The sequence below is a fragment of the Bacillus cereus group sp. MYBK79-1 genome (assembly GCF_051915365.1).
Taxonomy (GTDB): domain Bacteria; phylum Bacillota; class Bacilli; order Bacillales; family Bacillaceae_G; genus Bacillus_A.
Map to the genome: position 1 here is coordinate 64,044 of NZ_JBQAEO010000012.1, position 13,166 is coordinate 77,209.

Below are 13,166 nucleotides of genomic sequence, written 5' to 3' on the forward strand. Positions count from 1 at the left end.
GTAAATAATGCTACAATGTAAGGGAAGAATACAATATTTTCCGCTTTGGAAAATGCTTTGTAGAAAGGAAGAAACTTCATGCCTATTATTTTAGAAAAAGGTCAAAAGATCGATTTAACGAAAGGACAACCAAAAGTAGCAAAACTACAGGTTGGCTTAGGCTGGGATCCAATTGGACAATCAGGTGGGTTTCTGTCTTCATTATTTGGAAGTAAACCAAATGTAGATTGTGATGCATCTGTTGTTATGTTAGAAGGAGATCGTTTTTTAAACAAAAACGATTTAGTTTACTTCGGAAACAAGCTTTCTAATTGTGGTAGTATTATTCATTCAGGAGATAATTTAACAGGTGAAGGTGCTGGTGACGACGAAACAATTTTCGTAGAATTACATAAAGTTCCGAGCCGTATTAATCGTTTAGTATTCGTTGTAAATATTTATGACGGTGTAAATCGTCGTCAAGATTTCGGGATGATTCGTAATGCATATATTCGTATTCAAAACCCGCAAACTGGTGAAGAATTAGCACGCTATAATTTATCGGATAATTATGCTGGCAAAATGACTTTAATTGCAGGTGAAATGTATCGTCACGGAAGTGAATGGAAGTTTTCAGCTGTTGGAGAAGGCACACAAGATAAAAACTTAAGTGAGATTGTATCACGTTATCAATAAAATAAACCGAGGAGGAATTGCATATGGCATCAATTTCATTGAAAAAAGGACAAAAGGTAGACTTAACAAAAACGAATCCAGGTCTTTCGAAAGTTCTTGTAGGACTTGGTTGGGATACGAATCGTTATGACGGACAAAACGATTTCGACTTAGATGTTAGTATTTTCTTAGTAGGTGCTAACGGTAAAGTTTCAGGTGCAGAGGATTTCGTCTTCTATAATAACCCTAAAGGCGCGAATGGTGCTGTAGAGCATCTAGGAGATAATCGAACTGGCGAAGGTCAAGGCGATGACGAATCAATCAAAGTAGATTTGAAAAATGTACCTGCACATATTGAACGTATTTGCTTCACAATTACAATTTATGATGGAGAAGGTCGTAGCCAAAACTTCGGACAAGTTTCTAACTCCTTCGTACGTATTTTAGATGAAGAAAAGAATGCAGAGTTAATTCGTTACGATTTAGGAGAAGATTTCTCTATTGAAACAGCTGTTGTAGTAGGTGAACTATACCGTCATGCAGGTGACTGGAAGTTCAATGCAATTGGAAGTGGATTCCAAGGTGGATTAGGTTCTCTATGTAATAACTTTGGTTTAGATGTAGAGTAATAGGTTAATAAATCCATCAGTGAAGCGTATGCTTACTGGTGGATTTATTTTTAAACATTAAATTATAGAGGTGAATATACATGGTTATTCAATTACAAAAAGGACAGAAAATTGACTTGGCAAAGACAAGCCCTGGTTTAACAAAAGCAGTAATTGGCCTTGGATGGGATATTAAATCTTATGATGGTGGATCAGATTTCGATTTAGATGCATCTGCCTTTTTATTAGATGCGAACGGAAAGTGTACGAAGGAAACTGATTTTATCTTCTATAACAATTTACAGTCTCCTTGTGGATCTGTTCTACATACAGGAGATAACCGCACAGGTGAAGGTAATGGTGATGATGAACAACTTGTTGTGGACTTAAAGAAAGTTCCAGCAGATGTGCACAGAATTGCTATTACAGTTACGATTTATGATGGAGAAGGCCGTAATCAAAACTTTGGACAAGTTGGAAATGCATTCGTTCGTTTAGCGAATGAAGAAACGAATGAAGAAGTTCTTCGTTTTGATTTAGGGGAAGATTTCTCCATCGAAACAGCAGTTGTCTTTTGTGAATTATACCGTCATAATGGACAGTGGAAGTTTAATGCAGTAGGAAGCGGATTCCAAGGTGGTTTAGGTGCGCTTGTAAGAGCGTATGGCTTGGATGCATAAGAAGGGAAACGATATTCGTTTCCTTTTTTTGACCTTTCTATAAATCTAGCAAAGAATAGGAGATAAAGGTAAGATGAGTATTTTGCAAGGAATCCTTGATACGTATGCTCAGTTTTTCGACTTGGACATGTGGATTAAAGTGTTGCAAGATCCAGTATCTTGGGGATTAATAGGTACACTTGTTGTACTTGAAGGGTTGTTATCTGCTGATAACGCACTTGTATTAGCAGTAATGGTAAAACACCTTCCGGAAGAGCAACGTAAAAAAGCATTATTCTATGGACTTATTGGAGCGTATGTATTCCGCTTTATTGCGATTGGAATCGGAATGTTCTTAATTAAATTAGCGTGGGTAAAAGTGTTAGGTGCACTTTACTTAGCTTGGCTATCAATTAAATACTTCATTGATAAAAGAAAAGGTAATGCAGAAGAAGAGGAAGCTCATGGTATGAACCAAAATAGTATTCTCTTCAGAATGTTTGGTGTCTTCTGGGGAACTGTTGCGATGGTTGAATTAATGGATATTGCGTTCTCTGTAGATAGCGTACTTGCTGCATTTGGTGTATCAAATAAAGTTTGGATTCTATTATTAGGTGGAATGCTCGGTATTTTAATGATGCGCGGTATCGCTGGTGTATTCTTAAAATTGTTAGAACGTATTCCAGAACTTGAAACGACAGCATATATTTTAATTTTAATTATTGCAGCAAAAATGTTACTGTCTGTTATTCATATTGAAGTAAGTCATACAGTGTTCTTCATTATTTTAGTTGTTGCATTTGGAGCAACATTAATACTTCACTATATGAAGTATTCTGGACAAGCTAAAGAAGAAGTTGCAGCTACTAAAAATAATCATAAATAATTGAAATGGGTTTGCTCGTTTTACGAGCGCCCATTTTTTATAACCAAAAATAGTTTATAATAGAAGAGAGACTTTATAAAAAAAGTAAATGTTTTTGGAGGTGAACTGTTGTGTTTTCACGTTTTACACTTCAACCATGTGCATTAAAAGACGAATCAGATTTAAAGCAATTTGAAGCGCTTTTAGAAAAACGCCCACAATATGAACTGACAGAGAATGAGATGAAGTTTAGTTATATAGCAACTCGTATTCTTGGTGTTCCTAATGATGTAGATGAATATTTCAATGAGCTATTTGATTATAGTCAAGTAAAAGGGATTGAGGTTTTGCATGAACAAAATTTAAATAAGGTGATTGATCCCGAAAAACTGCGCCATATTCAAGAGGTTTTTACATTACATCAAGAAGCACCGAATGGACTGACAGTAAATAGGCTTGTAGCCCATTTGTCTGGGAAACAACTATTACCACAAGTAGACAATCCTCACTTACAGCATTATATACATACGACGTTTATCTCTGTATTGAAATTGTATGAAAAACAACATAACCAATCATTAAAAACAGAAGGATTCCGTCGTTTCTTAATCGATATGATTAAGTTAAGTGAAAATTACGTAGCGAAGTGGTTCTCTACGATTAATTATAAGAAACAAATGCCGCGTATCGTTTGGTACGGTGATGCACAGGAAAGCCGTATATATTTCTTATACTTTCTTATTATGCTCGGCTGTGATGTACTTTATTACCACCCAGAAGGAAAAGATGGATTTGAGAATGTTGATGGGGAAGGAAGAAGTTTTGTTGTGTCTCATCCAAGTCGGATTTCTCTTGAGCCATTTCCAGATCGCCGCCGCGAACGTGTTGCTACAGTAGCATATCAGGCTTCAAAAGAAATTGAACAAGTACTTCACCACGATAATTCACTATTATACAAGCCGTGGCAATTTCGTTCCTATACGCCTGTAGCTCGTACGCTCAAAACAACGTATGATGAACTCTTTTTAATTACGAAAGAAAAGGCATTTGTGCGTCCAACGTTCTTTGTTGAAAATAAACACATTTATATCCCTTCTTTATTTGCGAAAATATCAGGTGTCTCAAAAAATGATAAAGAATATTTTCAGCGATTAAAGGCTATTACATCATTTGATAACAGTTTATTAATTAATACATTTCCGTTTACGAAAGAACAAAAAGCAAATTTCCAATATCATTACCGAGATGCGTTAGACCGCGGGGGTAAATTACACGCTGATTTAATTATGAATAGTCATTGGTGGCCACATAAGCGTTTGCCAGAAGGATTACAACATGGTATTGCAGAGGCGATCATTCATACGTGCCAAAGTGAAATGTGTAAACCCGTTGCGAAAGAGACGAAACAAGATGTAGCACTGTATGTTTTCGCGCAGCTTTCTCAAATACCGCCGAACATTTTAGAGCAACTTGAGAAATTTGATTACTCGCAAGAAGTACCGAAAATTGTTATATTTAATAATGAGAAGAGCGGAGAATTAAGCCGTTCGGATGCTGTTTTATTACTATTTTTAAATCAAATTGGAGTAGATGTATTCCACTTTAATCCAACGGGAAGAAATGATATTGAACCGTATATTGAGGCAGGAGCATTTGATTCCCATTGGCTTGAAGAAGTTAATTTCGATCTTGAGTTTCATGGTTCATCAGCCTATAAAAATTTATCACAAACAATAAAAGGACTATTTCGTCCATTTTTATAAGGAAAGGGAGAATGCCATATGAATAACCCAGTCATACTAGATTCGAAAACAGAATTAAATGAGCAAACGGCACAAGATGTTCGTTTACAACTTAGACAAGATGCAGAAGTACAACGTATTTATAATGCAGTAGATATTAAAGATCAGTTAGAATTAATCGAGCTTGGAAAAGAACCATCTATGGAAATTTCACGTTTCGCTGATCAAATTTTACATACAATGTCTTTATCAAAAATAGAAGACTCTGGAGAATTATTAAAACAGCTTGGTAAAATTATGGATAGATTTGATAGTAAAGACTTTGCGGAAGAGAAAAGCGGTTTCTTCTCACGTATGTTCAAAAAAGCTGATAAAATGATTGAACAGATCTTTAGTAAGTACCAAACAATGGGTCGCGAAATGGATAAAGTATACGTAGAAATTACAAAGTATCAAGATGAAATGAAAAAATCAATCGGTACGTTAGATGGTTTATATGAGCAAAATTTAAAATATTATTTAGACTTAGAAAAGTATGTAGTAGCAGGGGAAATGTTATTAGAGCGTTTAAATACAGAGCTCGTTCCGATGTACGAAGAGCGTGTGCGTAACAATGACCAATTAGCAGGTATTGAATTAGAATCACTGAAAAACTCTGTTGAAATTTTAGAGCAACGTATTGATGATTTAGAAAAAGCACGTATGGTTGCGCTACTGACAGCACCACAAATTCGTATGGTTCAACGTGGTAATAATAAATTAATTGGTAAAATCAATACAGCATTTATTACAACGATTCCTATCTTTAAAAATGGTATCATTCAAGCGGTAAATGCGAAACGTCAAAAGCTTGTTGCAGATTCTATGGCTGAACTTGATCGCCGTACAAATGAATTACTTAAGAAAAATGCACAAAATATCGCAACGCAAAGTGTGGAAGTAGCGAGATTATCAGGTTCTTCTAGTATTAAGATGGAAACACTTGAGGAAACTTGGAACATTATTTCAAGAGGTATGCAAGAAACACAACAAATTGAAGAGCAAAATAAACGTGAGCGTGAAGAAAGCCGCAAGCGTATGGCTACGTTAACAGAGAACATAAAAAAAGAATTACAAGGATAAAGTGAAACTTTAAACAACGGGGACATATCTCACAACTAGTGAAATAAATGAAAAGGCAATGAGGAATAATCCTCATTGCCTTTTAGTTTCTCTTTACTAATTTAATGATCTCATTCACAACAAGCGGAATGATACTTAATAAGAGAACAAATCCCCAATCTCGCATCGTTAATGCGTGCACACCGAATATATTTGCAAGAGATGGGATGGAGATGATACAAACTTGCATAAGAACACCGATAAGAAGGGAGAAGACTAAATATTTATTTGTAAAAATCCCAATTGAAAAAATGGATTTCGTTCTTGAACGCAAGTTAAATGAATGAACGAGCTGAGAAAAACTAAGAACGACAAATGCCATCGTTTGAGCGTGTAATAGAGCATCTTCATCAATTTTCTCTGGGAAGAGAGGGAATAAATTTGTATCTCCGGTATAGAATTTTGCACCTATGATAAAGGCTGTTAGCGTTAAAAGTCCAATGACAACTCCATTGAAAATAAGAAACGGAACGCTCCCACTAAATAGGCTTTCTTTCGCATGTCGTGGTTTTTCCTTCATCACATCTGGATCTTCAGGATCAACTCCAAGTGATAATGCAGGCAATGTATCTGTAATCAAATTGACCCACAAAATGTGAATAGGTCGTAGTGGTGTTGCCCAGCCGAGTAAAATGGCTAAAAATAAAGCGATAATTTCTCCGAAGTTACAAGAGAGTAGGAAGAGAATTGATTTTTTTATGTTACGATAAATATTTCTACCTTCCTCAACAGCTTTCACAATAGATGAGAAATTATCATCTGTTAACACGACATCTGCTGCCCCTTTTGCAACATCTGTTCCTGTAATGCCCATCGCTACGCCAACATCAGCTTGCTTTAAAGATGGAGCATCATTGACACCATCACCAGTCATAGAAACGATATTTCCTTTTGCACGTAATGCCTTTACAATCTTTACTTTATGCTCTGGAGAGACTCTGGCGAATACATTTAAGTGATTAATTTTATTTGCTAGTTCTGTATCTGGAATGTTATCTAATTCAGTTCCAATCATAATTTCAGATATTTCTTTGGCAATACCAAGTTCTTTGGCAATGGCAAAGGCGGTATCTTTATGGTCACCAGTAATCATAACTGTGCGAATACCGGCTTTTTTACATTCTGCAATGGAATCTTTTACTTCAGTTCGCGGTGGGTCAATCATACCGACAAGACCAATAAAGATGAGGTTTTCTTCAAGATGATCTATATCCACATCGTTTGAATTGTATTGTTTAAATGCGAATGAAAGTACTCTTAAAGCCTCTTGAGACATTGACCCGGCAGCTTCTAATATTTGATTTTTATCAGCATCTGCTAGAACCTCGATTTTACCGTTTTTAAATATGTGGGTACATCGAGGTAAGAGTTTATCAATAGCACCTTTCGTCATGCTATAGTAGCTTTCATCGTATGTATGCACCGTTGACATCATTTTACGATCTGAATCGAAAGGTAGCTCATTAACGCGTTCATGTATCTTTTCTAAATGATCTTTTTGCATGTTAAAAGTGCTTCCAGCAACGAGAAGAGCAATTTCAGTCGGGTCTCCGGTTTGTGATTCGTTACTGTAAGACGCGTCATTACATAGCACCATATTTTCTACCAATAGACGTTGCGCATCATTATTTACATTTAAGTTTTCTAAGTGGTCGTATGTGTTGTCACTATAAAAGTGAGTAACGGTCATTTTATTTTGCGTTAACGTACCTGTTTTATCTGAACAAATAATTGTGACAGAACCGAGAGCTTCGACAGCTGGTAGTTTACGAATGATAACATTTTGTTTAATCATTCGCTGCACACCAATTGCAAGAACGATGGAAACGATAGCTGGCAAACCTTCTGGAATAGCTGCAACGGCTAAACTAATTGCAGTCATAAACATTTCTAGTGTATCTCGTCCTTGTAAAAAGCCGATGAGAAACATCACGATACAAATAGCTACAGCAACAAAGCCTAAATACTTTCCGACTTGTGCTAAGCTTTTTTGAAGTGGTGTCATATCATCGTCTGCTTCATGTAACAGGGTAGCAATCTTACCAATTTGTGAATTCATTCCAGTTTCAACAGCAACACCGATGCCTCGTCCATATGTAACAAGAGTAGACATAAAGGCCATATTCTTTTGATCACCGAGTGGTACTTGTTCATCACTTTGCATGGAAGGGTGGTAGATTGCATCTTTATCAACAGGGACAGACTCACCAGTTAGAGCAGATTCTTCAACTTTTAAATTTGCCGTTTCTATAAGGCGTAAATCGCATGGGATATAACGTCCTGCATCCAGCATGACAATATCACCGGGAACGACGTGCTCAGATGGAATTTCTTTTAGTTCACCATTTCGCTTGACGATAGCTTTAGGTGTCGCCATCTTTTTCAATGCTTCTAAAGCTTGTTCTGCTTTCGATTCTTGGACGACACCGATAACGGCATTTAAAACTACAACGAGCGCGATAATACTGGCATCAGCCCATTCACCTACAAAGGCAGAAATAAGGGCAGCAATAATAAGGACATATACGAGGACGTCATTAATTTGGGCGAAAATACGCTGCCATAAATTGCGTTTTTGTTTTGTAGCCAATTCATTAGAACCGTATTGCTTTAAACGTTCATTTACAATTTCATCTGTTAAACCGTGTTGTTCGTTTGTTTCTAAATCGATTAATGTTTGATCTTTCGTCTTACTGTACCAATTGCTCATAAGTAAGCACCTCCAGTAAAAACAGTTAGCAATGGTAGTGTTGCTATTATTTGTGAGTAGTATGTATGGAGAAAAAAATCTAAGGTGAGGTTCTACTTCTATTGTACAATATTTTACAGTTGGTTGAGGGAAAGAGGAGAGTTGTCATGAATTTGTTGGAAATAAAAAAGAGCCTCATATAAGAGAGGCTTTTTTTACTTTTTAATTAATGTACCTAATTCTTCTGTAATAGCTTGCATTTCACTAATACTGAATGTTTCACGCTTCATAACATGTTCATAAATGTCACGTAAGTCTTCGTACATTTCTTCATTAAAACTAGCAGCTCTCATCGCTCCAGCATTAACCATACGTAATTTTTCTTTAATAGCTTCGACCATATATTCAACATTTTCTTCTGACTTTACGGATAAATCCACCGAAGTGTCCCCCTTTAAAATAACATAAGGCTATCTTAACATTTTTTATCATTTTCGTTAATGAATCTTTTCAATCCTATTAAATTAGTAGGGATTTCCTTTATATTTAATAATTGGTTGTTTATACTATAAGTATATATAAAGAAATGCACCAAGAAGGGAAGAAACAAAATATGGTTCAAGTATTGTTTGTTTGTCTTGGGAACATTTGCCGTTCACCGATGGCAGAAGCGATTTTTCGAGATCTTGTCGTAAAAGAGGGACTCGAAGAGAAAATTGTCATTGATTCTGCAGGAACTGGAGATTGGCATGTTGGCCATCCGCCACATAAAGGAACACAAAAAATTTTAAAAGAAAATGCAGTCACTTTTGAAGGAATTAAAGCAAGGCAAGTAGAAAAAGAAGACTTAACAAAGTTTGATTATATTATTGCCATGGACAACAAGAATATAGCAGATTTAAAAAGTTTAGGTAAAACTGGAGGCTATATTGGTAGGCTGTCCGATTTTGTTCCAGACGGTGGCTGGACAGACGTTCCCGACCCTTACTATACAGGGAATTTCCAAGAAGTATATGACCTTGTAACAGAAGGGTGTGCAAAGCTATTAGCTTTCATTCGAAATGAACAAGGAATATGAGGAAGCTTAGAAAGAAATACTTTCTAACATAAGAAATGAAAGGGTGAAGGAATATGGCAAAGAAAAATAATATTGCTCGAAACATTGCGATTGGTGTAGCTGCAGGTGTAGCTGTATCTATGTTGAAGAAAGAAAACCGTGAAAAAGTAAAAAATACTGCAGAAAAAGCAAAAACAAAGATGATTGAAATTGGTGAAAATGCAAAGATCAAAGAAAAAGTGCAAACTGTTACAGATAAAGGACGCGAACTTGCTGATTTAAATGTGGTGAAAGCGAAAGTAGCAGAAATTAAAAAATTAACGCCGTCTGTTGTAGAGACGTTAAAAGAAACGAAAGAAATTTTTAGTAAGAAAAAAGTTGAACCAGCAGAGAAGCCAGAAACGATTGAAATTCAAGCTGTATCTTCAAAAGTAGATGAACTGAAAGCAGAAGAAGAGCCAGTAGTTGCTGAAGATGGTGGTATGAAAGAAGCGCGTGAACTATTTATGAAAGACTCCAATGTAGAGGAAAAAAAAACTGAAGCGTACATTGAGTTAAAGCAAGATAAAGAAGAGAAGAAAAGCGTTTAAACATATATGAGAAAAATTTTAGAAAAGGTGAGAAGAAATCGTACTTATTCGTTTGGTAAAGATTTGTATGACCGGACGATGCGCGATGATGTAGCGGGCTTGGCAGCACAGCTCGCTTATTTCTTCTTGCTTGCGATTTTTCCTGGGCTTGTTTTCTTAATTACGCTTCTTGGATTCATTGACCTTCAAACAGAAAGTGTGCTCAATTTATTAGAACCGTATGTACCCGAAGATGCAATGTCTTTAATTGAAGTAAACGTTGATAAAGTTGTAAACCAGCAAAATGGTGGTTTATTATCATTTGGTTTATTATCGATGTTATGGTTTGCTTCAAACGGGGTAAATGCGGTTATGAATGCTTTTAACCGTGCGTATGATGTAACAGAAACACGTTCCTTTATTAAAACGAGAGCTTTATCTATTGTGTTTACGTTAGCAATCATTTTTATGATTGTCTTTGCGCTAATTGTTCCAGTGTTTGGACAAGTCATTGGGGCAGCGGTATTTAAAGCAATTGGTTTATCGGATAGTTTCTCTTACGTGTGGAGTATTACGCGGTTAGTAGCGAGTTTCTTTGTCCTATTTGCATTGTTTAGTTTTTTATATACATTTGCACCAGATCGAAAGTTAAAAAGAAGAGAAGTCATTTCAGGAGCGACATTTGCTACTGTAGGATGGATTGTGGTATCGTACTCATTTGCTTATTATGTAGATAAGTTTGCGAATTACGCCAATACATATGGTGGTCTCGGTGGTATCATTATTTTAATGTTATGGTTCTACTTAACTGGATGGGTAATTTTACTTGGCGGTGAAATTAATGGTTTACTCCATCATTATAGAACGGGTGACAATAATTCCCGTAATGAAAAATGACCTCTTGTTCCATAATAATAGGGAACAGGGGGGATATTTCATGAGTAATAATAAAAAGAACCACAACAACAAAAATAACAATAAACAAAAGAGCAGTTCGCATCCAAAGCATAAAACGAGTAGTAGTGCGAACGGACATAATAGCTACCACTAAAATAAAACGGGTCCTCTATGAGGGACCCGTTTTATTTGTTTCCTTTTAATAACCGTAAGCCATTCAAAATGACAAGAATCGTACTTCCTTCATGCCCAATAACACCGAATGGAAGAGCTAAAAATTGTAAGAAGTTTGAACAAATCAACATTGCAATTACAGCGAGCGAAAAGACTACGTTTTGCTTTACGATACGGTTCATTCGTTTTGATAAACGAATTGCTTGAGAAAGTCGAGATAATTCATTCTTCATAAGTACAACGTCTGCAGTTTCTAAAGCTACGTCTGTTCCTTCTCCCATTGCTACACCAATGCTAGCGGTAGCGAGCGCAGGGGCATCATTTATACCATCTCCGACCATTGCTACTGTCCCGTACTTTTCTTTTAGCTTTTTAATCGTTTCAACTTTCGTTTCTGGTAAACATGATGCGTAATATTCCTTTATATTACTTTCAGAGGCAATTGCTTTTGCCGTTTCCTCATTATCTCCAGTAATCATAATTGCCTCGACACCAATGCTTTGTAATTCGCGAATAGCAGCTATTGTTTCTTGGCGAAGCGTATCTTTTAAAGCGATAAGTCCAAGAATGCCTTCTTCATCACTAATATAAACGACAGTTTTACCTTCTTTTTCAAGTGAGGCAGAAATACCATTATGAAATGTCTTTGTTTCTTCACCGATAAAATCAGCTTTACCTATTTTATAAGCTTTGCTTTCAAATATTCCTTTTAGCCCAAAACCAGTTACATCTTCAACATTTTCTGGTTTTTTTAATGTAATGTCATACGCATGTTGTGCATATTTAACGATAGATTCTGCTAAAGGATGTGTAGAGTGGCTTTCAATTGACGCTGTAATAGAAAGTACTTCTTTTTCTGTTATATTTTCTCGAACATATACATCTGTTACGGTAGGTTTTCCCTGTGTTAATGTTCCTGTTTTATCAAAGGCGATTGCTTTTACAGAAGCGAGGCGTTCTAAATGTATGCCGCCTTTAAAGAGAATTCCGTTTCTTGCACCGTTAGAAATCGCAGATAACGTTGCTGGTGTAATGGCAGCAACGAGTGCACAAGGGGATGCGACTACAAGTAAGATCATAGCGCGATAAAACGTTTCATTCCAACTCCAATCCAGTAAGAAGTGAGGGACGAACATCATAAGCGCAACAACGAGTAGTACACCTTTTACATATGTTCCTTCAAAATTTTCAATGAATAGTTGTGATGGTGATTTTTCACTTTGTGCACTTTGGACGAGACGGATAATCTTTTGGAATAATGTTTGATCGCTCGGCTTCGTAATTTTAACTTCGATAGCACCGCGTAAATTTACAGTACCAGCAAATACTTCATCACCATGTTTTTTTTCATTTGGAATAGGTTCACCAGTAATCGCTGCCTCATCGATATTTGTTTCACCACTATGAATCGTACCGTCAGCAGGAACGCGCTCACCTGGCTTAATTAAAATGATGTCGTTAATTTGTAATCGTCCAACAGGAACATGTTCTTCATTTCCATTTGAAATACGTAATGCTTCTTCAGGTTGTAGATCAAGAAGCGCTGAAATTTCTTTTTGACTTTTACTTAATGTATAAGATTCCATCGCACCGCTTAGTGCGAAGATAAAGATTAAAATCGCGCCTTCTGCCCAGTAGCCAATGAGTGCAGCACCGATAGCAGCAAAGAGCATAAGCATTTCGACATTCAGCTCTTTCTCTTCAATTGTATCTTCAATACCTTCTTTCGCTTTTGCATATCCACCAACTATATAAGCAAGGATATAGCAAGTAATGCCTACATTCATTGCATCGTTCTTTGTGAATAACCAACCAGTTAAAATGAAAATACCAGATGCGATTGCAAATATAAGTTCATGATGTTTCTTTAATGTATCCCATAAAGAGGGATGAGAAATAGACTTTTGTACTTGTAATGTTTTTACTTCTGAGTTCATTACTACTCGCTCCTTCCAAATTCTTATTGAGAAAAATAATCAAAATCGAAACCCCTATAAAACGACGAAAGCTGCCATCCATAATGGATAGCAGCATTTCTGTTGAAACTGATTTTAATAATTATTATGTTGTAATTATTCTATAGTATAACAT

12 protein-coding genes are annotated in these 13,166 nt (G+C 36.2%); 9 read left to right on the forward strand and 3 right to left on the reverse strand.

Annotated elements, in window-relative coordinates:
• Positions 1-78: 78 nt before the first annotated feature.
• From ACTFOB_RS18710 to ACTFOB_RS18735, 6 genes are all read left to right on the forward strand, one after another.
• Complete coding sequence (locus tag ACTFOB_RS18710; protein WP_151631916.1) at positions 79-675, forward strand: TerD family protein; 597 nt, start codon at positions 79-81, stop codon at positions 673-675.
• Between the two features lie 23 nt (positions 676-698).
• On the forward strand, positions 699-1,283 hold the full coding sequence (locus ACTFOB_RS18715) for a TerD family protein (RefSeq protein WP_151631914.1): 585 nt from the start codon (positions 699-701) through the stop codon (positions 1,281-1,283).
• An 80-nt stretch (positions 1,284-1,363) separates the two neighbouring features.
• On the forward strand, positions 1,364-1,942 hold the full coding sequence (locus tag ACTFOB_RS18720; RefSeq protein ID WP_440029158.1) for a TerD family protein: 579 nt from the start codon (positions 1,364-1,366) through the stop codon (positions 1,940-1,942).
• A gap of 73 nt (positions 1,943-2,015) precedes the next feature.
• Positions 2,016-2,807 carry a TerC family protein gene (locus tag ACTFOB_RS18725; protein WP_440029157.1) on the forward strand — a complete coding sequence of 264 codons (792 nt, stop codon included), beginning with the start codon at positions 2,016-2,018 and terminating at the stop codon, positions 2,805-2,807.
• A 110-nt stretch (positions 2,808-2,917) separates the two neighbouring features.
• The gene (locus tag ACTFOB_RS18730; protein ID WP_440029155.1) at positions 2,918-4,549 is read left to right on the forward strand and encodes a YceG family protein; all 1,632 of its coding nucleotides are present in this window, start codon (positions 2,918-2,920) and stop codon (positions 4,547-4,549) included.
• Positions 4,550-4,567: 18 nt separating this feature from the next.
• A complete protein-coding gene (locus tag ACTFOB_RS18735; RefSeq protein WP_001064402.1) occupies positions 4,568-5,650 on the forward strand; it encodes a toxic anion resistance protein in 1,083 nt (360 codons plus the stop codon).
• An 82-nt stretch (positions 5,651-5,732) separates the two neighbouring features.
• Here ACTFOB_RS18735 and ACTFOB_RS18740 read toward each other — a convergent pair whose 3' ends face one another.
• On the reverse strand, positions 5,733-8,399 hold the full coding sequence (locus ACTFOB_RS18740) for a cation-translocating P-type ATPase (RefSeq protein WP_440029153.1): 2,667 nt from the start codon (positions 8,397-8,399) through the stop codon (positions 5,733-5,735).
• 194 nt (positions 8,400-8,593) lie between these two features.
• Positions 8,594-8,818 carry a DUF1128 domain-containing protein gene (locus tag ACTFOB_RS18745; RefSeq protein WP_000366197.1) on the reverse strand — a complete coding sequence of 75 codons (225 nt, stop codon included), beginning with the start codon at positions 8,816-8,818 and terminating at the stop codon, positions 8,594-8,596.
• Positions 8,819-8,991: 173 nt separating this feature from the next.
• Here ACTFOB_RS18745 and ACTFOB_RS18750 point away from each other — a divergent pair, with 173 nt between their 5' ends.
• From ACTFOB_RS18750 to ACTFOB_RS18760, 3 genes are read left to right on the forward strand one after another with little or no spacing between them, the layout of a single operon-like run.
• Positions 8,992-9,456: a low molecular weight protein-tyrosine-phosphatase gene (locus ACTFOB_RS18750; RefSeq protein WP_000250910.1), complete on the forward strand. Its 465-nt coding sequence runs from the start codon at positions 8,992-8,994 to the stop codon at positions 9,454-9,456.
• Between the two features lie 53 nt (positions 9,457-9,509).
• Positions 9,510-10,025, forward strand: a complete 516-nt coding sequence (locus ACTFOB_RS18755) for a DUF4075 domain-containing protein (protein WP_440029151.1) — start codon at positions 9,510-9,512, stop codon at positions 10,023-10,025.
• Between the two features lie 6 nt (positions 10,026-10,031).
• Positions 10,032-10,901 (forward strand): YihY/virulence factor BrkB family protein, encoded by an 870-nt coding sequence (locus ACTFOB_RS18760; RefSeq protein ID WP_001226533.1) that lies wholly within the window; start codon positions 10,032-10,034, stop codon positions 10,899-10,901.
• Between the two features lie 185 nt (positions 10,902-11,086).
• Here the strand turns inward: ACTFOB_RS18760 and ACTFOB_RS18765 are convergent, their stop codons facing one another.
• Positions 11,087-13,012 (reverse strand): heavy metal translocating P-type ATPase, encoded by a 1,926-nt coding sequence (locus ACTFOB_RS18765; protein ID WP_440029150.1) that lies wholly within the window; start codon positions 13,010-13,012, stop codon positions 11,087-11,089.
• Positions 13,013-13,166: the final 154 nt, after the last annotated feature.

Excerpts from the sequence above, each read along its gene's own strand:
- ACTFOB_RS18720 (WP_440029158.1), top strand. The coding sequence starts at position 1,364 with ATGGTTATTCAATTACAAAAAGGACAGAAAATTGACTTGGCAAAGACA.
- ACTFOB_RS18740 (WP_440029153.1), bottom strand. The coding sequence starts at position 8,399 with ATGAGCAATTGGTACAGTAAGACGAAAGATCAAACATTAATCGATTTA.
- ACTFOB_RS18750 (WP_000250910.1), top strand. The coding sequence starts at position 8,992 with ATGGTTCAAGTATTGTTTGTTTGTCTTGGGAACATTTGCCGTTCACCG.
- ACTFOB_RS18710 (WP_151631916.1), top strand. The coding sequence starts at position 79 with ATGCCTATTATTTTAGAAAAAGGTCAAAAGATCGATTTAACGAAAGGA.
- ACTFOB_RS18765 (WP_440029150.1), bottom strand. The coding sequence starts at position 13,012 with ATGAACTCAGAAGTAAAAACATTACAAGTACAAAAGTCTATTTCTCAT.
- ACTFOB_RS18760 (WP_001226533.1), top strand. The coding sequence starts at position 10,032 with ATGAGAAAAATTTTAGAAAAGGTGAGAAGAAATCGTACTTATTCGTTT.
- ACTFOB_RS18735 (WP_001064402.1), top strand. The coding sequence starts at position 4,568 with ATGAATAACCCAGTCATACTAGATTCGAAAACAGAATTAAATGAGCAA.
- ACTFOB_RS18755 (WP_440029151.1), top strand. The coding sequence starts at position 9,510 with ATGGCAAAGAAAAATAATATTGCTCGAAACATTGCGATTGGTGTAGCT.
- ACTFOB_RS18715 (WP_151631914.1), top strand. The coding sequence starts at position 699 with ATGGCATCAATTTCATTGAAAAAAGGACAAAAGGTAGACTTAACAAAA.
- ACTFOB_RS18725 (WP_440029157.1), top strand. The coding sequence starts at position 2,016 with ATGAGTATTTTGCAAGGAATCCTTGATACGTATGCTCAGTTTTTCGAC.